Origin of the sequence: Streptomyces hokutonensis, assembly GCF_042751305.1 — a bacterium.
Classification (GTDB): Bacteria; Actinomycetota; Actinomycetes; order Streptomycetales; family Streptomycetaceae; genus Streptomyces; species Streptomyces hokutonensis_A.
This window is the reverse complement of record NZ_JBHYWD010000003.1, coordinates 568,157-593,613: the sequence shown is the minus strand read 5'-3', so window position 1 is coordinate 593,613 and position 25,457 is coordinate 568,157. Positions and strand designations below refer to the sequence as shown.

10 protein-coding genes (1 of these 10 cut by a window edge) are annotated in these 25,457 nt (G+C 71.0%); 9 read left to right on the top strand and 1 reads right to left on the bottom strand.

The genetic code is table 11. The features are described 5' to 3' along the window. Positions 1 to 132 precede the first annotated feature (132 nt). Positions 133 to 4,068 (bottom strand): type VII secretion protein EccCa, encoded by a 3,936-nt coding sequence (gene eccCa, locus ACFXC1_RS12325; protein WP_381241934.1) that lies wholly within the window; start codon positions 4,066 to 4,068, stop codon positions 133 to 135. 320 nt (positions 4,069 to 4,388) lie between these two features. On the opposite strand from eccCa, the gene eccD reads away from it, so the two are divergent. From eccD to ACFXC1_RS12280, 9 genes are all read left to right on the top strand, one after another. Further along, on the top strand, positions 4,389 to 5,789 hold the full coding sequence (gene eccD / locus ACFXC1_RS12320; protein ID WP_381241878.1) for a type VII secretion integral membrane protein EccD: 1,401 nt from the start codon (positions 4,389 to 4,391) through the stop codon (positions 5,787 to 5,789). A 54-nt stretch (positions 5,790 to 5,843) separates the two neighbouring features. After that, complete coding sequence (eccB, locus tag ACFXC1_RS12315) at positions 5,844 to 7,424, top strand: type VII secretion protein EccB (protein WP_381241876.1); 1,581 nt, start codon at positions 5,844 to 5,846, stop codon at positions 7,422 to 7,424. Positions 7,425 to 7,645: 221 nt separating this feature from the next. Further along, positions 7,646 to 7,984, top strand: coding sequence for a hypothetical protein (locus ACFXC1_RS12310; RefSeq protein WP_093629627.1), 339 nt, complete (start codon positions 7,646 to 7,648; stop codon positions 7,982 to 7,984). 47 nt (positions 7,985 to 8,031) lie between these two features. After that, positions 8,032 to 8,355 carry a WXG100 family type VII secretion target gene (locus ACFXC1_RS12305; protein WP_381241874.1) on the top strand — a complete coding sequence of 108 codons (324 nt, stop codon included), beginning with the start codon at positions 8,032 to 8,034 and terminating at the stop codon, positions 8,353 to 8,355. 117 nt (positions 8,356 to 8,472) lie between these two features. After that, entirely contained in the window at positions 8,473 to 8,922 is a 450-nt protein-coding gene (locus tag ACFXC1_RS12300) for a type VII secretion system-associated protein (RefSeq protein ID WP_381241872.1), read from the top strand. 108 nt (positions 8,923 to 9,030) lie between these two features. Beyond that, positions 9,031 to 12,126, top strand: coding sequence for an AAWKG family protein (locus ACFXC1_RS12295; protein ID WP_381241871.1), 3,096 nt, complete (start codon positions 9,031 to 9,033; stop codon positions 12,124 to 12,126). Then, entirely contained in the window at positions 12,123 to 12,572 is a 450-nt protein-coding gene (locus ACFXC1_RS12290) for a YbaB/EbfC family nucleoid-associated protein (RefSeq protein ID WP_381241870.1), read from the top strand. The genes ACFXC1_RS12295 and ACFXC1_RS12290 overlap by 4 nt, the downstream gene beginning before the upstream one ends. 7 nt (positions 12,573 to 12,579) lie before the next feature. Beyond that, entirely contained in the window at positions 12,580 to 12,945 is a 366-nt protein-coding gene (locus ACFXC1_RS12285; RefSeq protein WP_381241868.1) for a hypothetical protein, read from the top strand. Positions 12,946 to 12,963: 18 nt separating this feature from the next. Next, positions 12,964 to 25,457 carry the start of a hypothetical protein gene (locus ACFXC1_RS12280; protein ID WP_381241867.1) on the top strand. Its footprint extends 17,443 nt past the window's final position, so 12,494 of the gene's 29,937 nt are visible here — the first part of the coding sequence; the start codon lies at positions 12,964 to 12,966; its stop codon lies off the right edge, out of view.

The window sequence follows — 25,457 nt, the reverse complement described above, 5'->3', positions numbered from 1 at the left end:
GTGCCCGGGATGCCCTGGACAGCGAAGTGCCCCGGCGCGCTACGGAGAGCTGGTCGCCGGGGCTGCCACGGAGAACCCGGTGACCGGGGCGGAGTCCATGTGGCTCCAGCCCCGGTCGGCTCGGCGTCTCGGTTACTCCTCCGCCCCCGCCGCCAGCGCCGTCTGGATCAGTGACGGCTTGCGGCGGACGATGTGGAGGGCTCGGCCCGGGGGGAGGACCCGGGGCTTGACGTTGCCGAAGACGTAGCCCTCGGACGGGGAACAGGACATCAGGATGCCGGGGGTGTTGACCTCGTCGAGGCGGCGCAGGAGCTGGTCGTTGAGGCCGCGGCCCGCGCCGGTCGCCGAGCGGGCGACCACCACGTGCAGGCCCAACTCGTGGCCCAGGGCGAGGTGTTCGAAGAGCGGGGCGAAGGGGTGGTCCATGACCGTGCCGCCGCCGATCATGTCGTAGTCGTCGACGAGGACGAACAGGCGGGGGCCCGTCCACCAGTCGGCCTGCCGCATACGGGCCGGGGTGATCTCCTGGCCCGGGACGCGGGTGCGCAGGGCCTTCGCCGAGCCGCCGACCAGTTGTTTGAGGGCCTCCAGGGCCACCGCGTGACCGAGGCGGTACTCCTCGGGGACCGCGTCGACCAGGCCGCGGCGGTAGTCGACGACCAGGATGCGGGCCTCGGCCGGGGTGTAGCGGGCGATGACCGAATCCGCGACCAGCCGCAGCAGGTTGGTCTTGCCGCTCTCCGTGTCGCCGACGGCGACCAGGTGCGGGGTGCGGGAGAAGTCGTGCCAGACGGTGCCCAGGGTCTCCTCGTCCTGGCCGAGCGCCAGCTTGAGGCTCTGGCCGTCGCCGAGTTCCGGCTCGGAGAGTTCGGCGGCGGGCAGCCGGTGCGGCAGCATCCGGACCTGCGGGGCGCGCGGCCCGTGCCAGGCGCTCGCGATCCGGTCCACGAGGTCCGCGACACCCTCGCTGAGCGTCTCCGGGTCAGTCGAACCGTCGCCGCGGGGCAGGGCGGACAGGAAGTGGAGTTTCGTCTCGACGGTCAGACCCCGGCCGGGGATCTGCGGTACCGCGCTCGCCTTGCGGATGTCCACGACGGAGTCCATCGTGTCGCCGAGCCGCAGCTCCAGCCGGGTCGCGGACTGGTCGCGGACCGGGGCGGTGAGCTCCAGCCAGCGGGCGGTCGCGACGATCAGGTGGATGCCGTAGTTGAGACCGTTGGTGGCGATCTGGTTGAACGTCGGGATGAACTGGTCGAAGTTCTGCCGGACCGCCGACCAGCCGTCGATCACCAGGAAGATGTCGCCGTGCGGTTCGTCGGGGAACTCCCCGGCCGCGCGCCGGCGCCGGTAGGTGGACATCGAGTCGATGCCGTTGTCGAGGAAGAACTGCTCCCGCTGGGTGAGGACGGCGGTGACCTCGGCGACCGTACGGCTGATCCGCTCGGTGTCGAGGCGGGCCGCGACTCCGCCGACGTGCGGCAGACCGGTCAGCTGGGAGAGCGTGCCGCCGCCGAAGTCCAGGCAGTAGAACTGCACTTCGCGCGGGGTGTGGGTGAGCGCGAGCGCCATGATCAGGCTGCGCAGCACCGTCGACTTGCCGCTCTGCGAACCGCCCGCGACGGCGACATGGCCGCCCGCCCCGGCGAGGTCCACCACGAGCGGGTCGCGGCGCTGGTCGAAGGGCTTGTCGACCAGGCCGACCGGCACCCGCAGCTTCCCGGCGCCCGTCCAGCGGGACGCGGTAAGACCGCGGTCCGGGTCCTCGGCGAGACCGCCGAGCAGGGTGTCGAGCGGGGAGGCGGTGTCCAGCGGCGGCAGCCACACGCGGTGCGCGGGCGGCCCGGAGTCGCGCAGCCGGTCGAGCGCCACCGCGAGCAGGCTCTCGGCGCTCTCCTCCGCCTCGGGCTCCGGGGCCGCGATCGCGGCCGGTGCCGGAGCGCGCGGCACGATGTACCCGGTCGACCAGGGCACCACCTGCGTGGCGACCCGGGCCTGCGCGACGGCACCGCCGCGCCTGCGGTACGGGCCGGAGACGTAGGCGGCACGGAACCGGGTGAGGGCCTCGATGCCGCTCTTGAGGTAGCCGCTGCCCGGCTGGGACGGCAGTTCGTACGCGTCGGGGACACCGAGGACGCCCCGGGACTCCATCGCGGAGAAGGTGCGCAGACCGATCCGGTACGACAGGTGCGACTCCAGCTGGTGCATACGGCCCTCGTCCAGGCGCTGCGAGGCCAGCAGCAGATGTACGCCCAGCGACCGGCCGAGGCGGCCGATCATCACGAACAGCTCCATGAACTCCCGGTGCGAGGCGAGGAGTTCGCTGAACTCGTCGACGACGACGAACAGGCTGGGCAGCGGGGCGAGTTCGGCGCCGCCGGCCCGCGCCTTCTCGTACTCCAGCGCCGAGGTGTAGTTGCCCGCGGACCTCAACAGCTCCTGGCGGCGGATGAGTTCGCCGTGCAGGGCGTCCTGCATGCGCTCCACCAGGGCTGCCTCGTCGGCGAGGTTGGTGATGACGGCGGAGGTGTGCGGGAGTTCGTCGAGGCCGAGGAAGGTCGCGCCGCCCTTGAAGTCCACCAGGACGAAGTTGAGTGTTTCGGAGGAGTTCGTGAGCGCGAGACCGAGTACCAGGGTGCGCAGCAGCTCGGACTTGCCGGAACCGGTCGCGCCGATCAGCATGCCGTGCGGGCCCATGCCGCCCTGCGCGGACTCCTTGATGTCCAGCTCCACCGGCCGCCCGTCCGCGCCGACCGCGACCGGGACGCGCAGCCGGCCGGAGCCGGTGTGCCGCCGCCACAGCGTGTCGGGGTCGAGCCGGTGCAGGTCGGCTATGCCGAGCAGGGTCGTCAACTCGGTGTCGTTGGACAGCGGTTCGACCGCGTCGGAGGACAGGCTCATCCGGTACGGCGCGATCAGCCGGGCCAGCGACTCGGCGGCCACCGGACCCACCCGGTCGGGGCGGCCGAGGACCGTGGTCTGCTCCTTGCGGCTGCGGTCGGTGCGCACCAGCGCGACCGCGTCCGGGGTCACGTCCAGGCGCAGCGTGGTGCGGCCGGGCCGCCAGGTCAGCGAGTCGGAGAGGTCGAGGACGATCGCGTTGCGGTAGCCGGGTCCGTCGAAACGGTGGCCGGACGGGATCGCCGCGCCGTCCACCACGACCACCACCAGCGGCTCGTCACGGCCGGGCACCGCGTCCGGGTCGAACGCGGGCCGCTCGGAGAACTCGCTGCCGAGCTGGTCCTCCAGATCGGTGAAGGCCGAGGCCACCATGCGCAACGGCCCGGCGCCGTCGGTCTCTTGGGGGTGGTGATTGTGCGGCAGCCACTTCACCCACTCCCACTCCGCGCGCACCTCGTCGGCCGCGCAGACCGCTATCCACAGCTCCTCCGGCGGGTGGAACAGGGCCAGTTGGGCCAGCGCGGCGCGCACCATCCCGCGGCTCGCGTCCCGGTCGCCGCGGACCAACACCCTTGACCAGGACCGCAGATACAGCGCGATGGGCTGGCCGGGAACGGTGCTGTAGGCCCGGATGAAACGGCGCAGCGCGTGCGCGCACAGCGGTTCGAGGTCCTCAACCGGCTTGCTGGAGACGGGAGTCAGCCGCATGGCGAGCTGCTGGTCGCCGACCGCGATCCGCACCTCGCCGAAGTCGTCGTCCTTGACCCGGCGTTCCCACAGCCGCGTGGTGCGGACCATGGTGCGCAGCACCCGGGGCTCGGGATGCCGCCAGGCCAGCGCGAGCTGCTGCTCGACCACGGCCCGCTGCACGGTACGCCGGCTCTGCGCCAAGTAGCGCAGATAGTCCCGGCGTTCACCCCGCAGCCGCTGCTTGCGGTCGCCGGCCTTGCGCATCACCTGACCGACCATCATCGCGCCGGCGGCCATCACCATCATGCCGAGCGCGAGGTACATGAAGATGCCGCTGGACTGACCGCCCGACCGCATGAACATCATCATCATCGAGACCGACATCATCGCCATCGGCAGATACGTCCACACCGCGGACGTGTCCGGGACGGTCTCCATGAGAGTCGGCGGCTCCTGGAGGACCAACTCGCCGGCGGGCATGTCGGGTCCGCGACGGCGGGCCGGACGACGGAACAGGACCACGCTCAACGCTTGGGGCTCCTAACGGACTTCGCGCACCGCGGCGGTACGTGGGGGGCGTGCACCGGATCAGGCCTCGGCACTTTCACGGTGGAGGATGCTGTCAACACCGTTCGTGGGGGCTCCCGTTGACACGGGTCGTAGGGAGTGTCAGTAGTGTGCACCCCGTCAACTCCGTACGTCCATGTCACCCCCCTCGCATCACCAGCACCCTGCTCCCCCCACCCCGCACGCCGCGCCGCGTGCCCCCGTTTCGATGTCCAGGAGACGTGAGCCCCGGTATGACCGACACTTCCGTGACCGGACTGTGCCATCTGACCGTGCGCGCCCCGGCCCGCACCATCGACCTCGCCGTGCCGTCCGACGTGCCGGTCGCCGACCTGCTGCCCACAGTGCTGCGGTACGCGGGGGAGGAGGCCGAGGAGACCGGTCTCGAACACGACGGCTGGATACTCCAGCGCCTCGGCGGCCGGCCGCTCGACGAGGAGGCGACCCTCGCCTCCCTCGACCTGACCGACGGCGAGGCGCTCCATCTCCGGCCGCGCACCGAGGCGTTGCCCGAAGTCCGCCTCGACGACCTGGTCGACGGCATCGCCGCAGTCACCCGGGACCGGCTGCACGGCTGGAGTCCGGAGGCGGCGCGGCGGCTGCTGCGCGGCCTGGTCGCGGTGGCGGTACTGGCCGGTCTGGTCCTGCTGGCCCTGCCGGGCGCCCCGGCGTCGCTGCGTGCGGCCACCGCCGTAGGGACGGGTCTGCTGCTCCTGGCCGGGGCCGCGTCGGCGAGCCGGGCCGTGGACGATCCGGCGACCGGTGCGGTCCTGGGCCTGCTGGCGTCACCGGCGCTGGCGCTCGCGGGCTGGCTGGTGCCGGGCGGTGAGCTGAGCGGTCCGCAGGCCCACCAGGTGCTGGGGGCACGGCTGTTGGGGGCGGCGGCGGCCTGGGCGGGCGGCGCGGTGCTGGCCCTCGCGGCCTCCGCGGCGCGTACGCCCCTGTTCCTGGCCTCGGCGCTGGTGGCGTTCGCGACGGCGGTGGGCGGCGTTCTGATGACCGTGTTCGACGTGCGCGTGGCGGCGGCGGCCGGGGTGGTCGCAGCGCTGACGGTGCTGCTCGGGGGCCTGGTGCCCTCGCTGTCGTTCAAGTTCGCCGGGATGCGGATGCCCCCGCTGCCGACCAACCCGGAGCAGTTGCAGGAGGGCATCGAGCCCTACCGGGGCACCGACGTGACGGTCCGCACCGAGCTGGCCGGCGAGTGGATGACCGCGCTGTACGGCGCGACGGGCGTGCTCTCGTCGGCCTGCCTGGTCGCCCTGGCCCGCCGCCCGAGCCTCCCGGCGCTGCTGGTCGCGCTGGTCCTGTCGCTGCTGCTGCTCCTGCACGGCCGGGGCCTGGTCAACACGGCCCAGCGGCTGGTGCTCGTACTCCCGGGCGCGTGGGGCCTGTTGCTCCTGGCGTTCGGCTGGGGGCTGCGCCTGTCCGGCACCGAGCGGACGCTGCTGGTCGCCGGGCTGCTCGCGGTGGCGGCGGCGCTCACGGTCGCGGTGTGGACCGTACCGGGCCGGCGTCTGGTCCCGTACTGGGGCCGCGCGGCGGAGATCCTGCACTCCCTGCTGGCGATCGCCCTGCTGCCGCTGACCCTGTGGCTGCTGGGTGTCTTCGGCACCCTCCGCGGCATTTTCGGCTGACCGCCCGCGAGAGCCGACCCGACCGGAACCTGAACGACCGAGCAGGAGGAAAGCGTGCGGTCGAAGCGCGACCAGGTGCAAGCGCACACGTTCATGATGGGCCGCCTGACCTCGGGCATGCTGCTGGCCGACCCGGACGCACCGGAGAGCCCGCTGGGCCGTACCAGCCGGGGCGCCCTCGTCGGCTTGATCGTCGGTGTGCTGTTCTGCGGCGGGGCGCTGGTGTTCGGGCTGCTCAAGCCCGGCGGCAACGACGCCTGGCGCAGCGGCGACACCCTGATCGTCAACAAGGACACCGGCGCCCGCTATCTGTACGCCGACGGCAGGCTGCGCCCGGTGCGCAACTACGCCTCGGCCGTGCTGATCGGCGGCTCCGACCTGAAGACCACCTCGGTCGGCTCGGCGTCGCTCGCGGGCACCCCGGTCGGCCGGCCGGTCGGCATCACCGGCGCCCCCGACTCCGTACCGTCGACAGGGGAGTTGGAGTCCTCGCCGTGGGAGGTCTGCTCCACGGGCTCCGGCGCGCAGACCACCCTCGTGCCGGGCGCCCCGGTGGAGACGGCCGCGGTCGGCGCGCAGTCGGCGCTGGTGGTGAAGGGCCCGGACAAGCACACCTACCTGGTGTGGCAGGGCAGCCGGCTGGAACTGGACGAGAACTCGGGCGCGGCGGAGTCCCTCGGCTACGCGCCCGTGACCCCCCGCCCGGTCTCGGCGGCCTTCCTGGACGCCCTGGTGACCGGCCCCGACCTGGCCACCCCGAAGGTCGACGGCCGCGGCACGGCAGGACCCGAACTCGGCGGCCGGGCCACCCGGATCGGCCAGGTCTTCCGCGTGGTGGCGGGCTCCGGGAACCAGGAGTACCTCCTCCAGAAGGACGGCCTGCACCCGGTGACCGACACCCAGTCGGCACTGCTCCTCGGCGATCCGGACACCCGCAAGGAGGCCTACGACGGCGGGGCCCCGAACGTCGTCACGATCGACGTCTCCGACCTGCGGGCCCACCAGGCACCGGGAACGGCGGGCACGGACCCCTCGGTCGCCGGACTGCCGGACAGCCCGCCCAGCGCGCTGGCGCTCGCGGCGGGGGAGTCGGTGTGCGCCCAGGTCGACCCGGCCGGCGGGCAGGTGCGGGTGACCTCGGTACGGGTCGCCGAGACCGCGCTGTCCCCGGCGGCACAGGCCGACCCGACGGCGCTGACCGCCGCCTGCGTGCCGGTGGACCGGGTGGTGGCCAGGCCCGGACACGGCACGCTGGTACGGGCGTTGGGCGCGGCGGGCGAGACGGTCGGCGACACCACGTTCCTGGTCGGCGACGACGGAGTGAAGTACCGCATCCCGGACTCCAGCGCGCTCGCCGCCCTCGGCTACGACGGCGCGACCCCGGTACGGGTGCCGTCCACGCTGCTGTCGATGCTGCCGACCGGGCCGGAGCTCAGCGCCCGGGCCGCCGCCTCGGACTCGGGCGGGGCGGCACAGGCACCGGGCGCGGCGGCGCAGTGCGGGACCGGCGGATCGGCGCCCGGCGGGACCGGTTCGGGTCCGGCCGCGATCGCCGGGCGCGTCCCGCCGAGCGGTGGGGCCGGGGTGCCGCAGTCGGGTGTGAGTTCCAACTCGCTCTCCGCGGCGGCGAACTGACGAATTCTCGCCGATCGAGATCGTGTTCACGCCAAACTGGAACGGATCCAGAACCGGAATCCGCGGAGTCGCGTGTTCCGGTCAAGTTGCCTAGCAGTAAAAGCATTTGACGGGAACCCAATGGCAACCTCAGATCTTCCTCAGTTCGTTGCCGTCGCAACTTCCGTCAATCTAGGCTCAGTTGTACTCGTACTGTAGATCGACTGATGAAAGGTGGGACGATGGCTGGAGATGGCCAGCAGTCAAGCGAAGGCTCGACCCGGAACGGAATCCAGGCCCTGGAGAGCGCCTTCAGCGGCATCGTGAAGATCCGTCAGGACGTCGACAGCACCCGTTCCACCCTGGGCAGCGGCTACCAGGGCAGCGACGGCGGTCAGTACGGCCAGCTCCTCACACAGTGGGACGACCAGTGCAACGTCATCCTCAAGAACCTCGAGGACGTCATCGACCGGCTGAACCAGAGCCTCGTGGAACACAACAAGACCCAGGGTTCCTCGAACGACTCCATCAACCAGGCGTACAACGCGGCCCAGTCGGCCTTCGACCAGCTCGCCGGCTGACCTCGCGTCCACGTCCGAATCCCCCCATCGCGTAAGAGAGGCAAGCTGTGGCAGACAACCTGACCGACGGTGTCATCTACGTCAGCTACAACCACATGTCGAACGCCGCGGACGACATGGTGGCGCAGACCAAGGCGATCGCGCAGACGCTGTCCAACCTCGAAGCCGAACTCAGCGAGCTGTCCAAGACCTGGTACGGCAACGACGCCGACACCTACCGCCAGAAGCAGGCGGCCTGGGACGGCGCCGTACAGAACATGGAGACGCTGCTGACCTCGCACTCGCAGCTCCTCAACGAGATCTCCAACAGCTACAAGTACAGCGAGAACTCCCTCAGCCAGATGTGGTCCGAGGTCACCATCGGCCGCTGAGCCGCTCGGCTCCACCGCACCGGCCGGTCTCCTCGCGGTCGGTGCGGTCCAGGCACCTTCCCGTTCCGTCGCCGGGCCGTACACCGGGCCCGGCGCGTTCCGCCCGCGGAGGCACCCATGGCTGATCTGACCCACCTCGACTCGACCGCGCTGAAGAACTTCAAGAACACCGACGTCGCCGACTTCATCAGCGATCTGCTGGCCATCCGCAAGGACAACCCGGCGGGCGTCCGGTCCCTGAAGAACCTGCTCGCCGAGACCGGTGCCGGCTCCGCCGCGGGCCTCGCCAAGATCCTGCGCATCGGCCTGATGAACGGCGGCGACAGCAAGGACCCGGTCGGCGGCTCCACGCTGGTGGAGGCGCTCAAGACCCAGGCGACCGCGCTCGACAAGATCCTCACCGACCACAAGACGCTCTTCGACGACATCGACTCCGCGCTGGACGAGACGATCACCACCCTGCTGAAGAACCAGGGCGACAGCCTCGACGCGATCGACGGCGAGAAGCTGCTGGACATCTTCGACACCGTCGACGGCGACATGGGCGGCACCAGCTCCAAGAGCTGAGGCCGGCCGAGCGGCCCGCCGGCTCCCGCCGGACCCCGGGCCCCGCACCTCGGACCCCCCCCACCCCGTCCCCGCCCCCACCCCTCCTCCGCAGCGGAGTTCCGCCCCATGGCCGACAGCACCACCGGGACCGCCGGCTACGACCCGGACGACTATTTCGCCCAGGCCGTCACCGACTTCACCGGTTACACGATCCCGCCCAGGTCGACGCTGTTCAACAAGCTGAGCAGCTCGGCGAACGACGACTTCGGCGACCTCAAGCTGTTCCGGATGGACATCAAGGGCATGGACATCCGGGCCGTGACCGCCGCCGACTACTCGGCGATCGGCGGGTGGCAGGTCAACAAGGGCGAGGACTACGACCTGGCCTTCTACGACGCCGGCGGGGACGGCGCGCACGACAGCGTGAGCATGAAGAAGGCCCGGATCGTGATGATCGGCGTCACCGTCGACGGGAACGGCCGCGCCACGCTCTGGAGCGGCGGCGAGACCACCGGCGGCGGCGCGTTCGAGGGCTCGTACTCGCACGTCCAGTGGGACTCGGGGCCGATGGCGCAGTACATCTCGGGCAGCAAGCTGGTCCTCGACCATCTGCTGTCGTCGCCGTACTCGACGCAGGGCTTCTCCTACAGCGGACTGTCGGTCACCGACGACAACGCCGTCGACATGCTCTCCTTCGAGCGCACCGGACAGTCCTTCGACCGGGTGGTGCAGTTCTTCAAGGACCACTCGGACACCGTCAACCAGTGGATGACCTCGCTCGGCGAGGACCAGGCGGCCTGGAAGGGCAAGGCGGCCAGCCTCTTCTGGCATCTGCTGAACGAGCTGAAGACCAACTACGACGGCTACGTCTCGCAGTTGGGCGGCCGGGACTACACGCCGACCAACACCACCCTCGGCGGCACCGTCCCGCAGTCGAAGCTGAGCGACGCGCTCGCCGCCGCGCAGAAGGCGCTGAAGGACGCGGTCACCGCCATCCAGGCCGCGTGGACCGACTGGGCCTCGGACGGCCAGCACGACCCGCACTACCACGTGAAGAAGATCCTCGACGGGATCAGCCAGTGGGTCATCAACAACAACATCAACCACGTGCTCGAGGAGACCTACGTCACCGAGGGCGGCGGTGGCACGACCTATTCCACCGACGCCAACTTCAAGCAGAACGTCCCCGAGTACGGCAACCTCACCGAGCACACCACCTGGCAGAAGGTCGCCGACGCCGCCGTCAAGAGCTGGTCGGACCACGCGGACGCGAAGCTCAAGCAGCCGTCCATCGACGCGCTGAGCGCGGTGAAGAACGCGTGGGCCGATGTCGAGGACGCCTTCGCCCAAGAGGTCAAGAACAAGAACACCGAGACGCTCTCCGAGGTCCTCCAGAAGGAGGAGAACGAGATCGCCGAGGAGGAGGCGAAGGAGAACAACGACAAGCTCAACGACAACCTGAACAACCTTGGTAACAACCTCAACAATCTCGGCGACAACTTCAACAACCTCAACGACAACCTGAACGACAACCTCAACAACCTCGGGGACAACCTCAACAACCTCAACGACGGCCTGAACGACAACCTCAACAACCTCGGCGACGGCCTCAACAACCTCGGCACGAACCTCAACACCAACCTGAACGACAGCCTCAACAACATCGGCGACGGCCTGAACTCGAGCCTCAACAACCTGAACGACGATCTCGGCAACAGCCTGAACAACGTCGGCAGCGGGCTCGACGACCTCAACACCAACAGCCTGCTGAACGGCGACGGTTCGGGCGGCAACAACAACCCGACCGACCTCGCCAACGCCGCGCTGAGCACCCTCAACCCCTCGCTCCTGAACGGCAACGACACCACCAAGAACGGCTCGACCACCCTCAACTCCCCGACCGGGGGCACCACCCAGCTCAACGGCGACGGCACCCTCACCACCACGTTCCCGGACGGCTCCACCCAGACCATCGACCCGTCGACCGGCCTGGTCACCACCACCAACCCGGACGGCACCACCTCGGTCTCCCAGCTCAACCCGGGCACCACCATCACCAACCCGGACGGCTCGACCACCACCCTGAACGACGACGGCACCCTCACCACGAAGTTCCCGGACGGCACCAGCCAGACCCTCGACCCGACCACCGGCCAGGTCAGCACGCTCAACCCGGACGGCACCACCTCCCTGTCGCAGCTCAACCCGACCGCCGGCTCCTTCACCACCCCGGACGGCTCGACGGCCCAGCTCAACGCCGACGGCTCGCTGACCACCCACTTCCCGGACGGCTCCACCGAGACGTTCAACCCGGACACCGGTCAGGTCTCGGTCACCGACCCCTCGGGCCACGTCACCACCACGCACCTCAACCCGGGCGACACCTTCACCAACCCGGACGGCTCCACCACCACGCTCAACAACGACGGCACGCTCACCACGAAGTTCCCGGACGGCTCCGTCCAGACGCTCAACCCGGACACCGGCGCGCTCACCACCACCGACCCCTCGGGCCACACGACCACCACCGACATCGACGGCAGCGGCCTCCCCTCGTCCTCGATCGACACCAGCGGCCTCAACGGCAGCACCATCGACACGAGTGGCATCGACACGAGCGGGCTGAACAACGGCAGCAGCCTCGACACCAGCGGCCTGAACACCACCGGCCTCAACAGCGGCGGACTCGGCGGCGGCAGCCTCAACACGTCCGGCGGCGGCCTGGATTCGGGCCTCGACAGCGGCTACGACGACTACGACAGCACCCCCTACACCGGCGGCCCGCTGCGCTCCGACGCCCTCGACAGCAGCACCCTCGCCGCCGCCTCCACCGGCGAGCAGAGCGCGTCGGGCGGCACCCCGCTCAACCCGATGGGGATGGGCGGCATGGGAGGCATGGGCGGCGGTATGGGAGGCGCGGGCGGCGGGCAGGGCGGCAACACCGAGCGCACCCGGGCCGTCCTCACCGACCCGTCCAACGGCTCCACCCGGCGCGGCCGGACCAACCGGGCGAGCTCCGTGGACGAGGACGAGGACGTCGTGTACACCCGGCCCACCACCTCCAGCGCCCCCTATCCGGTGGGCGGCCCCGGCAGCAACGGCGCGGGCCAGAACGGCCGTTCCACGGAGAGCGGCGACCGGGCCCGCGATGCCTGGCTCACCGAGGACGAGGACGTCTGGGGCACCGACGAGGGCGGTTCACCGGCGGTGATCGGGCGATGAGCAGCGAGTCGATCGAGCAGCGGCTGGCCAAGGCGATGGCCGAACTGGAGGCCACCGAGGCCGCCGTGGCCCGTGCCGAGGGCGAACTCGCCCACGCCGAGAGCACGGTGCGCTCCGCGGACCGCGCCGTCGAGGCGACCGTCAGCGCGCAGGGCGACCTGCGCGCGCTGACCTTCCTGGACGACAAGTACCGCACGATGCCCGCCGGTCAGCTCGCCGCGAGCGTGCTGGAGGCGGTGCAGGAGGCCCGGGCCCGGATGGCCCGGCACGTCATGGCCACCTTCGAGCCCTTCACCAAGGCCAGCCCCGAGGCACCCGAGATCACCGGCTTCGACGTCGACTGGAACAAGATCTTCGGACCCGGTGTCCTGGAGGGCCCCAAGGGCGGCCGACGACGCGGGGCCGGCCGGCTCCGCGACGAGATCAGCGAAGACCCGGAGGACTGAGAAGACGATGGCTTCGAACGCCTACTCCGCCACCCCGCCCGCGCTCGTCGCCGGCACCCGGCAGATCGAGCAGATCAGCCGGCTGGCCAACGAGATGATCAACGAGTTCATCACCGATGTGTCGTCCACCTCCGGCTGGCCCGGACACAACGACAGCTACGCGAAGCAGATGCGGCCGCAGGAGAAGGAACAGCGGGAGGGCTCCATCAAGACCGGCTCGTCCCTCTCCGAGGCGATCGTCAGCATCGGTGACGGCACCCTCACCAACCTCAAGAGCGTGCTCGGCACCCAGAACGGCGTCCTCGACGCCATCCACGACTCCAGCATCAACTCGGGCGACACCAACACCGGTTCGCACAACGGAAAACACTGACGCGGCGGACCGCCCCTGATGACCATCCACGCGTCGCCCCAGCTGAACAACCTCCTGTTCGTGCTCATCGGCGAGAAGCTCCTCCAGGCCGACGAGGACATGGCCTACGCCAACGGCAAGCCGTACCAGCGGCTGGGCCGGCGTATGCGTGACCTCTCGGACCTGATCGAGCAGACCGCCGGTGGGGTCGGGCGCGCGCTGCCGCCGCAGGTCGGGAACAACTATGTGCGGGCGATGCACATGTTCCTGGACAGCGGCGGCGTCAACTACCTGCGGGACTTCGCCGACCAGCTCGACACCATCGGGCAGTCCCGCACCAAGTCCTCCATGGACATCATGGAGTCGAAGTGGCAGATCATCGCCGAACTGGTGCGGCTGCTCATCGAGTTGCTGGTCATCGCGGTGCTGTCCGCCTTCACCGGGGGTTCCGCCTCCAGCCAGGCCGCGGTGGCGAAGGCCCGCAGCCGGGTCGCCATTCTCACGCTGATGGAATGGCTGATGAAGAAGACGCATCTGATGCCGAGCGTCACGGAGGCGATCGAAGAGGCGTTCACGACCTTCGCGGTACGGCTGGCCATGATGCTCGGCGCGCCCAAGGGCCGCCGGCCCAACGGGTTCGACTGGTCGCAGATCGTCCAGGACGGTGTCTTCGGCGCGTTCACCGGCCTGTTCCACGGCCTGCTCTCGGACCTCGGCAAGGGCCTGAAGAACAACTTCAAGAACATCTTCGACACCCACAACCCGTTCAAGGACATCAGCGGCAACGGGAAGAAGTTCAACAACCACAAGTTCGACAACCCCGACCTCAACACCAAGCCGAACCCGAAGCCGACCCCGAACCCGAAGACCACACCCACCCCGACACCGACCCCGAACCCGAAGACCACGCCCACCCCGCACATCACGCCGACCCCGACTCCGACGCCCACACCGAAGCCGAAGAGCTTCGGCGACAAGGTCAAGCACGAACTCGGCGAGGACTTCGAGCACTTCATCACCGAGGGCGGCGCGGAGACGCTCGGCGAGATCGCCACGGCGTCCATCTTCGGCTTCCCGATCGACCCCCTGAACACCTTCCTGGGCGCCGGCCTCAGCTCGATGAGCGAACGCCACCTGGGCCAGGGCGCGGGCGCGATCGGCAACAAGTTCAACTTCACCACCCCGCCACAGGTGAACACCCTGGGTACGGCGGACATCCCGGACGACGAGACCAACTCCAACGCCAATTCCGGCTCGGACAATGACTCTTCGACCTCTTCGACCTCTTCGGCGAACGGCCCGTCGTCCGACTCGACGACCACGTCGGGCCCCAGCCCCGCCAACACGACGTCGAACAGCGGCAGTTCGTCGACGACCACCACCCCCCAACGCACGTCCGCGAACAACCCGCCGACCGAGTCCACCGACACCCACGTCGACGACGTGAACGTCGACGGGGGAGGCCTCCAGAACAACGTCCCGCACGGGACGACGAGCACGTCGGGCAGCGGCAGTTCGCAGTCCAACACCCCTACGACCACGAGCCATTCGCCCACGGGGACGCCGGACCGGTCCGACACGAACACCACCGACGAGCCACAGGGCACCAGTCAGCAGAACGACACCTCGGACACCGGCGGCGACTCGCAGGCCACCAATCCGCCGACCACCGACTCGGGAACTCCGGCGCCCGTGCGGACGGTCCAGCAGCAGCCGCACAACACCGGTGACGGTCGCCAGACGGACGGTACTGACGAAGCCCGGGGGACCGGCCGGCAGAGCGACACCTCGACCACCTCGACCACCTCGACCACGTCGGATACCCCGGACACCTCGACTCCGTTGCCCTCAACGGACGTTCCGGTGACGAACGGGTCCAACACCGGCGTCGTACCGCCGACCACGGGCACGGGCACGACCGGTTCCGGTGCCCCCGCGTCGAGCGGGACGGGGACGAACACGGGGAGTCCGACGTCCGGTTCCGGCTCCGGTACGTCCTCGAACAGCGGCGGCAACCCGCGTACCACGACCACGGGTCGCCCGGAGGACACGACGTCCGACGGCACCGGATCGGGCACCGACCACACGGACACCACGGACACCACGAACGGCACCGGTACCGACAGCACGGACACTTCGGGTACGGAGAGCAACAGCACATCCCAGCCTGAATCCGGTACCAGCACCAGCACCGGCACACACACCGGCACCGACCTTGCCGCCCCCGTCGCCACCACCAGCAACACCGCGCCCCCTACGGCCAGTTCGGTACCGGAGTCGACTCCCGTGCCGGAGGCGACCCAGCCGTCCCACTCCGGTACTGCCACCCCGGCACCGGGTACGGAGACGACCTCCTCCTCCGATGCCACCGCCGTACCGGCGCCGGACAGCACGCCCGCCCCTGCTCCCGAGCCCGTGGTGCTCACCCCCTCCATGACTCCCGACACCGCGCCGGATCCCGGGAGTTACGCGGAGACGCGGGCCGCGGTGGTGCCCTCGGAGCGGAGCACCACCTGGGTCGACCCGGTGTCGCGGCCGCTCGGGGCGGACGGCAGGCCCACCCAGTACGTGGTGCGAGCCGGGTTCGCCGTACGGCAGTTCACCCATGACGGTGGGCCCGTCACCGATCTCACCGTCACCTACCGGCTCACCGGCAGCCCGCACCTCGGGTCGCAGGCCGACGGTGTGCACCAGCGGCTGACGGACGGGGTGGGGCGGGTCTTCAACACGCCGGGCCACCGGCTGCGGGACGGCAGTCTGCTGCGTGTCACCGTCGTACCGGCCGCCCCCGGCGAGACCGCGCACCTCGACGTCACCCTCACCGACCCGGCGGACGGGATCCCGGCCACCCACCACTCGTGGCCGGCCGACATCTCCGACACCGACCTCGCCCACGAGGTCGGCCATCAGCTCGGACTGCGCGACGAGAGCGGCCTCGACCCGGCCGCCCCGCACCGCGGCGGCACGTCCAGCCTGATGGGCGATCCCACGCGGTCCGCGCCCCCGACCGAGTCGACCGACCTGTCGTACGAGCCGGGTGGGCTGAGGCCCCGTCATCTCGATCTGATCGGCGGGATCGTCGACACCCCGGCGGTCGTGAGGCGGGGGGCCGGCTCCCGAGGCCCGGCCAAGGGCGCGCCCGGCGCGGACCCGCCCGCCCCGCCCACCCCCACCGTCGACCAGGGCGACACCGCACCGACCCCGCTGGCCACCACGTCCACGTCCGTGACGGGGCTCCATGACACCCATGACACGGACTCGCCGGACGTCGATCCGGCGGACACGCGCACGGAGACCGAGACGGAGACCGTCCCCGCGGTCGTGCCGGTCCCGGACATCACCCTGACCTCCCCGGAGGGCGACACCACCTCTCCACCCGAGTCGGTGGTCGGCGGTGGCCGTCGCAGCGGCTCCTACCTCGGTGGCTACGGGCGGCGGCACGACGGCCAGGTGGGGCTCGTGCACGTGGAGCCGTTCGCGCCGGACGTGGTCGACGGACTGCACCGCCAGGTGCTCACGGCGCTCGGCCGGCCCGCTCCGGAACCGAACGACCCCGTGCTCGCGCAGCTCCGGGACGTGCTGTCGGCGGAGCAGATGGCGCTGAACCTGCCGTATCTGCGCAGCCTCGGCGGTCACCGGATCGTCCTGGACGTCGGCGGTGTCGACCACGAGGTGGACGTACGGCTGACGCTCGACGACCGGCGGCCGTCCGTGCGGCAGGGCGCGCTCGACCCGAGCGATCCCGACAAGCATGTGGAGCGGCGCGGGCAGGGCACCCGGGAGATCGTCTCGGCGCAGCCGTCCGGCACGTTCTCGACGATCCCGGTGCCATGGACAGGTTCGATACCGATCGCCGCGGCGGGCCCGGTCCGCGGGGTGGACATCGCGCTGGGCGCGACCATCACCCACAACCAGGCGGACGGTTCGACCACCGTCACCCAGGTCGTGCAGACCACCAGCGCCCAGCGCAGCAACGAGCCCTCCCGCGCCTACGACTTCACCGACAACTGGCAGGTGCGCGTGGCCGCGCCGGCCCAGGACACGGACGTGGAGAATGCGGGGGATACGGCAGATACGACCGACACAACAGGCGTGACGGACACGGCCGTTGTCGTCGCGAACCCCGATCCCGATCCCGCGCCCGACTGGAGTCCGGCCGAGCAGCACGGGTCGGTCACCATCTGGTTCCCGCAGCACCTCGTGGACGCCGACGGCGATCCCGGTCAGGAGCTGCCCGAACCCGCCGACATCAGGACGCTGCCGATCTACGGCGTGGACTCGGTGCTGCATCCGCGGCGGCTGTACGAGGGGGCCGCGGCGAACTTCAGCGAGGACCTGGACGAGACGTCGTCGGCCCAACTCGCGGACTTCCTCGCTGAACCGATCCTGCGCGGCACGCTGCCGATGCAGGTCGAGGGCGGGCTGTACTCGCCGGTGCTCACCGACGCGCGTGGACGTGCGGTCGGCATGATGCGGCTGGACGCGACGGTCCGGGGGACCACCCCGGTGGCCAAGAGCCTCGACAAGAAGATCAACCTGGAAAGCCATGTCGTCAACTCGGTCAAGAACGACCAGAACACGTCGTTCAACAGCGGGGTGACGTTCACCGGCAGCATCGGTCCGACCTTCACGCACGACCACGGCGCGGGACACCCGGACGCCTCCCACGGCATCGGCGGCACCGTCAACGGCAAGGGCACCGCCAGTCTCGCGGCGCAGAACGTGTTCGGCACCAGCAACCTCGCGGGCACCATGCACGCGGTGCGCACCAACCGCAGCCATCTGCTGACCGAGGCGGACGTCGAGTACACCCTCACCCTGATCCGGCCCGACGGCTCCATCTCCACCTATACGCCGGGCACTTGGGCCCACGCTCTCGATCTGAGGGTGCTCAGCGCCGAGGACGCGGCGGGGCACGAACCGGAGCCGGACGAAGTGCGGGTGCTGCCGCACGAGTTGGAGAACCTGGAGTCGATCGGCCAGTCCATCGCGCCGCTCGGGGTGGATGAGAACGACGCGGAGCCGCTGTTCGAGGACGCGGAGACCTGGCTGCGGGACCGCGGCTTCCTGCCATCGCCGGCGGACGCCCCGCGCCGGGGACGACTGCCCGACGAGACGCTGGTGCAGGCGCAGTTGAACAATCTGCGGCGGCTGCAGGAACTGCGTTCCCCGCTCGGACTGCGCGCGGCGACGGACTCCATGGTGGACGGCGGCCACTCGCTGTTCCTGGAGATCCCCTCGGTGACGGGACGGCGCCGGGTACGGCTGGAGCTGGGCGCGCAGCGCGACCCGAACCGGCCGGTGGAGCACCGCACGGTGCTGCCCAACATCCAGGTCATGGGCCTGGCCCAGGCGGCGGGCGGCGGCACCGCCCGGCTCGGCAACACCTACGGCCTGGGCGCCGGGTTCGGCGGCGGTCTCACCGTGCCCACACCGCACGGCGGGGCGTGGACCCTGAGCGCCACCGGCGACTACCAGTACGTCGGCCAGGCCACACTCGGCAACACCACCGGCACCACGCTCGGCCACGACCAGTTCTTCATCGGAACCGGGCAGGACACCCACGAGTTCGGGGTACCGGCCCGCCTCACACTCGACCTGTACGAGGGCTCGGGCCAGGAACCCGTGGCCCGGTTCGGCGAGGTGGCACCGCCCGCCCAACACGGCGATCCCGACCCGGAGTTGGGCCTGGCTGCTCCGCAGGAGAGGGGTGTCGCGGGCACGATCCGGCTGGCCGTACCGCACGACCGCACGCTGGCCGACGCGCAGCCCGCGCCGGACGGTGAGCCGTTCACCGTACGGCGGGTCACGCAGGAGGACAGGGACCGTCTGGCCATGACGGACCCGGTCACCGGCGATCCGCACCCGGACGTGGTCCGCGTCCCGGACGACGCCCTGATCGACGTGGTGCGCGGTTCGGCGGCGCTCCAGGACGCCTTCCGGCGGATCGTCAGGGGCGACGGTGTCGACAGCGACACCGATGCCGGTGACGGCTCCCACACAGACACCGGTGACGGCGTCGACACCGGCGACGATCCGGCCGCCCCTCCCGTCACTGTCACCGCCCCCGACACCGTCACCGCCCCTGCTCCTGACACCGACACGGTCACCGCTCCCACCACGGAACCGGCGCCCGCTCCCGCCCCCGTCGCCCCCGCCCAACCCGGCCGTGTCGCACAACTGGTGGACAACGTCACCGGGTTCCTGAGCAGTTCGCTGGTCGGGAGTCCGTTCGGCGACACCACCACGGTGAGCGCCGAGTCCCGTATCACCGCGCTCTCGCCCGGTTCGCTGGTCGGCCGGGGGCACCAGATCTTCAGCGGCACGTACGTGGTGGAGGGGCTGACGCTGCCCGGGCTCGGTGCCGACGGGCAGCTCGCGATCGAGATCGAGGCCGTCGCCCATACTCCTCGGCTGACGCAGAGCGTGAACCAGTACCTGGAGACCGGCATCTCCGCCGCCGACTCGGCGCAGCAGCTCAAGGGCCTCGGAAAAACACACCAGTTCGGGGTGGGCGGCTCGGCGACCCAGAACAACCCGCCCAGTCCCACCCCGAGTTCGCAGCCCGCCGGCTCCCCGGCACCCACGCCGTCCACGCCGTCCCGCTTCAACCCGTCCGGGCGCTACCAGTACGACCGCAAGAGCGACAAGTCCGACACCCTCATCAGCGGCACCGGCACCAACCGGACGCCCACCCAGTCGGGCCTCCAGCACCGGGTCACGGCCGACGTCACCTACCTGATCACCGTACGGTCCGGACACCGCAATGTCGTCGCCAACTCCCTCGGTTTCGGGCCCGGGGAGACCGTCACGCTCGCCGTGGACGTGCCGCGCGGGCTCCAGTTCCTGATGACGGAGAGCCAACTCCGGCGCGACGAACGGTGGATGGGTGCTCTGCCCGAGCGCCCGGCCGACCCGTCGACGACCGGTCTGACGAGCCCGTCCCTGCCCGACCGGTACGTCCGCGACGGCACCCTCGGACTGGCCGCGGTCAACTCGGTCACCGAGTTCTCCGACCCGGGCACGGGCCCGACACCGACCCCGGCGATCGAGCAGCGCAACCGACTCCACAACGAAGTACGGCAGTTGGTGGACCGCTACGCCCCCGGCGTGACCACCCCCGGCCACGCCTCCTACCTGCCCGGTGTCGCCACGCTGATCGCCGACAACACCGGTGTCGCCGGGAAGCGGGCGCTGATCGGGCGCGGCGGCGGACAGACCAGGTTCAGCTTCCGGCACCACCGGTTCGGCGGCGCGGCCCTGGTCGAGGTGACGTTCTCGGCCCGTCCCACGAGCACCGCCGCGGACCGGGGAGCCGTGCGGGGCACCGCCGTGCCGGGCCACAAGTCCGGTATAGAGCAGTGGGGTTCACACACGGCGGAGGGACGCTCGCTCTCCTCCTCGGTGGGCCGGACACACCGTTTCACCGGCAACCCGACGGCCCGGTTCAGCCGCCCCGACGCCGACGACCGTACGGACCGGCTCGGCCCCTCCGCCACCGTGGTCTCCTCGTCCAGCAAGGTCGACAAGAGCGGACGCACAGCCGAGGACCGGTACTGGCTGCGCACCGACAGTGCCGCCGACTTCGACGGCCTGGACTACGAGCTGGTCGCCACCGTCCGCACCACCCTGGTCGCCGACTGGCCGCCGAACGTGGTGGGCGCGCTGGTGCAGCGCGGGGTCATCGCCTGGGACGACGCCGACGCGCCGACCCGCTCCTGGCTCAGCCGCACCCTCTCCGGCGAGCTCGGCGGCCAGGTACGGGTACCGGCCCAGGTGAGCCTGCGCTTCACCGGCAGCGAGACGGACGGCACCCGACCCCCGCTGCCCGCGCCCGCGCCGCCCTCGGTGTCCCGGGTCGACCCCCGCCAACTGCCCGCCGCACAGCCCGCGTTGCAGGACGCGGACCTGTTCCACCCGACCGGCTCCGTCCCGGTCTACGGCTTCGACGCGTGGAGCGAGCTGTACACCGCCCTCGACCAGGTGGCCCCGGACACGGGGAGCGGCTGGCGTTCCGTGCCGGCCTCGACCTCCGACGAGAACGCGTCGGTACGGCTCGGCGAACTCATCCAGGCCGGCACGATCTCGCTGGACACACCCCGCCAGGTCGGCGGCATGCTGGACTCGATGCCGGGCGCGTACCCGTTGCAGAACGCGCCGGACCAACGGCCCACCCTCACCGTCTCGTTGTACCGGCCGAGAGTGGTCACCGACGGCGGCGACGTGACCCTCGACCGGCTGCGGATCAACACGCAGAGCAGCAGCACGGTCTCCGGAGCCGACACCACCACCGGGCTGTCGCTGCCGTTCGTCATGAGCGCCGACGACCCCGACCGCAACCTCCTCGGCGCGACCCCGCCGGTGCTCCAACGGCCCGTCGACGCGAGCAACTTCGGCAGCGGAGTCTCCGGCGGCCGCCGCGACTGGCTCAAGACCGGCAGCACCAGCCTGCCCGCCGACGGCCGCGGCACCCGCAGCTACGAGGTGCAGGCCGACGTCCACATCGAGGTCACCGGCCCCGAGGGCGTCCGCCATGTCACCGGTACGGCCACGATCCGCATCGAGGAGCGCGACGCCCTCGGTCACGGCATCACCGAGCCGAATCCGGCGCCCCAGGTCTACGACCTCCCGGCCCTGCTCACCGAGGGCACCAGCACCGCACCGCAGGACTGGGCGACGATTCGGTTGCGGGACGTACGGAACAACGTGAACGCGGGCGTCGACCTCACGGACGACGGCTTCCAGTTCTGGGTGGCCACCGGCCCAGACCCGGACGGCTCCCGCCTGACCCTGGCCCTCTACGCGGCGTCGCGCGCCGCCCGGGACAACGGGCGCCCGGTGGAACTCGTCACCCGGGGCCCGGAGGGCCTGCGCGTCTGGGCCTTCGACCCGGACGGCACACTGACCGGGCCGCAGGCGTCGGATTCCACCACCGGTGTCGTGTCCCTGGACCAGGCCTGGGCGGACTTCGAGCGCGAGGCCGCCGCGTTCGACCAGGCCGAGGCCGACCACACCGCGGCCCTCGACGACGAGTACGAGCAGCGGGCGCTGCGGCCCGACGCGCAGGACGCCTTGAACGACGCGGTCACCGAGCTGACGGACGCGGCGGACGAGGCCCACCGGACCGACACGGCCGCGACCACCGCCGAGCAGGACGCGGACCAGGCCGAACAGGGCCTCCGCGGCCTCGTCGACCGCGAGAGGACCCTGACCGGCGGGATCTCCGACGCCCGCCGCACGATCGGCCCGCTCACCGACGCGGTCTCCGAGGGCGAGCGCCAGGAGATACGCCTCAGCGCCCAGGCCAAGACCGCCCGACGCCAGCTGGCCGACCTCACGGCCCGCGCCGCCGAGGCCTCGAACACGAGGGCCTCCGGCTCCGGTTCCGGCGACACGGAGAACGTTTCGGTGCCGGGCCCGATCACGTCGGACACCGTCGCGCCGGAGGCGGTCGCAGAACCCGCGCCGGACACGGTCGTGGAACCCGCGCCGGAAAGCGCCGTGGGATCGCCGGCCGGGGACGACACCACCGCCCCCGCCGTAGACCCCCGTCTCACCCAGCAGATCGACGAAGTCACCGCCCAGGTGGGCAAGTTGGACGCCGATCTCGCCGGGGTGCGGGCCGGGCTCGAGCGGGACCGTGCCGCGCTCCGGGACGCCCAGGCCGGCCTGGACCGCGATGTGGCGGCTCTGAACGAGGCACGGGCGCAGCTCCCGGGCGTGCGGGCCACGGCCGGGACCCGGCGTGCGGACGCGGGCACGGCTCGCGGGCTCGCGGCGGACGCGGCCCTGGCCCACGAGGACGCACGCGAGAACCATGAACGCGCGGCGCGGACGCTCGGCGAGATCGATACCCGGATCGGCAACGCCCTCGGCAGGCGCGACGACTCCGCGGCCCGCCGGGCGGCGGCGGAGACCGGGCTGCCCGGCGCGACCGGCCCGGTGCTGGCCTCCGGCCCTTCGGCGCTGCCCACCTCACACACGACGCTGGCCTCGGTCAGCCCGCGCTGGCCGGGCTCGGGCCGCCCCAGTACGGCAGGTCCCTCCACCGACAACACCCCGCTCCCCGGCGACGACACCTTCTCCGAGAGCGACAACTCGACCACCGGGGACGAGGATTCAGCGGGAGACGACAGTTCGGACGCGGACACCGAACTGACCACTCCCGATCCGGCGTCTCTCGTCCCGCCGAAGGACCCCCCGGCGACCGGCGACAACGACGCCACCGGCGGGGACCAGGGCAGCACGTCCGGCGACCCCGGTACGACCTCCGTCCAGGACAGCGCGTTCGACGCCCTGGTCGGCAACACCGACACGTCCACCGACCTGCACAGTGCGCCGAAGGACACGGCGGACACGGCGGACACGGACACCGACACACCCAAGACCGAGGACAAGGGCAAGGGCAAGGCGCCTGCCCAGGACGACACCGACGGCACGTCATCCACCCCCGTCCCCACCGTTCCTCAGCCCGCCGCCTTCCAAGTACGGGCGCCGCGAGGCAACTTGGTGCCGACCCGCGGTGACGGCCGATGCATCCTCTACACGTTCATCGGCACCGACCCGGCGCGGGTCCGCGACCGGTTGCCCGACCTGCGGTCCCAGGCTCCGGAGACCTACGCCTGGCTGGGCGACCCGAATCAAGTCCGTGCCGGGCTGGCCCAGTTCACCCGGTGGCGGCCGGGCACCCCGATGCCCCGGGCCGGCCGGCACCTGATGCTCGCGGCCGACCAGCTGCGCATCCTCGCCGAGGACCGACTGCTCACCGCGCGCAGCGAACGCCCGCTGCCGCACGAGGTGGTGGGCCAGGTACGGCAGACGCTCGCGGGGTGGTTCGACGGGCGCACGGCGGCCATGAACCGGCCCGAACTCCTGGAGACCCTCGACGAATACGGCATCACAGGGGTGACAGAGCCGGACCAGTTGGAGCGGGACGATCTCGACACGCTCTACATCGAGGCGCTGACCGGAAACAACGCGATCGGCCCGGCGGATCCCAGCGTCCGGGACATGTTCGCCTACCTGCGCGACACCGGCCGACTGCCCACGCTGGACCGCCTCACCGACGAACAGCTCCGCAGGCTGCTCGGGCACGGATACACCGTCAGCGACGCACAGTTCACCGACGCCGAACTGGCCCACGCGCTCGACGCCGTCCAGAACTGGTCCAGGGCGTACGAGAGCAACCAGGGCGAGTTGTTCCTCCCGCTGCTGGCGGACACCCTGGACGTGGCCGTCGAGGTACTGCGGCCGGACCCGTCGACCGGCCTCGGCACCGTCACCCGTGTCGGCCCACCCACGGTCACCCGGGTCCTGGAGGTCCACTACACAGGCCTGAACCACTACAACGCCACCGACGCCGGACCCCTCACCGTCGACCCCAGCACCATCACCCCGGCGTCGGCACCCCGGGGTCCCGGGGACGCCAACAGCGTTCAGCCGGACGGCCGTTACCGTCCCGCGCCGACCCGCGACGCCGACGACGAGCGTCCCGCGTCCCGTGTCGCCGACCCGGCTCCGAAGGACACCTGGCACGGTCTGCGTCCACATGCCCGTCCCGCCGTTCACAGCACGGAGCGGTTCGATCCGCATGCGGAGCAGTCCAGCTCGCCCCGGCCGGGGGTTCTCAGCGGTGCCACGACGCTCGTCCGCACCCAGGTCCGTCGTATCCAGGCGCCCAACGGGCAGTGGATACGGGACTACACGCTCAACCTCCCGATCACCACGGCGAACCCGGCGCTGACCACTCAGCTCAACGACCGCATCACGGGTCTCCTGGACAGGCACCTCAACTCGGGTCTCGCGCTGCCCGGTTCGGGCGATCAGCTGCACATCAACCTGAACCTGATCAACGACCCGGACCACCCCGAGACGATCACTCTCACGGACACCGCGAACCCGGCCCGCGCCGATCAACTCCACCTGGACGCCGGGCATTCCGACGAGGACCTCCTCCACGAAGTCCTGCACTACCTCGGCCTCCCGGACGAACAACGCGACAACGACTTCCTGTTGCGCAACCACCAGAACAGCACCACCGTCCACACCACCGGCCTCATGGCCACCACCCGGACCCCCGTCCACATCCCCCGCCGCTACCTCCGCACGATCGAGAACGTCACCTCTGCGGGGCCCCAACTCCACGACCACGCAGGCCAGAACACCACCGTCCCCGCGCTGGACCCCGACACCACCCCGATCCCCACCGACGCCTCGCTCACCTGGCCTACCTCCCAGGCCCCGGCCGCACAGCCGCCCGCGCGGGGCCAACTCCCGTCGAGCTACGTGAACTCCTACGGCGCGCTCCCGGACGGGACCGTCGGGCTGGTGTACCCGGAGCCGTTCTCCGACGAGGTGGTGCAGGGGCTGCACCGTCAGGTCTACGAGGCGCTCGGGTTGGATGCCGGCGACCCGCCCGAGTCGGTGCGCGAGCAGGTGCGGGACGCGCTGAGCCGGGAGAACCTCGCGCTCCAACTGCCGTATCTGCGCTCGAACGGCGGTCACCGCATCACCGTCCGGGTCGACGGACGTGA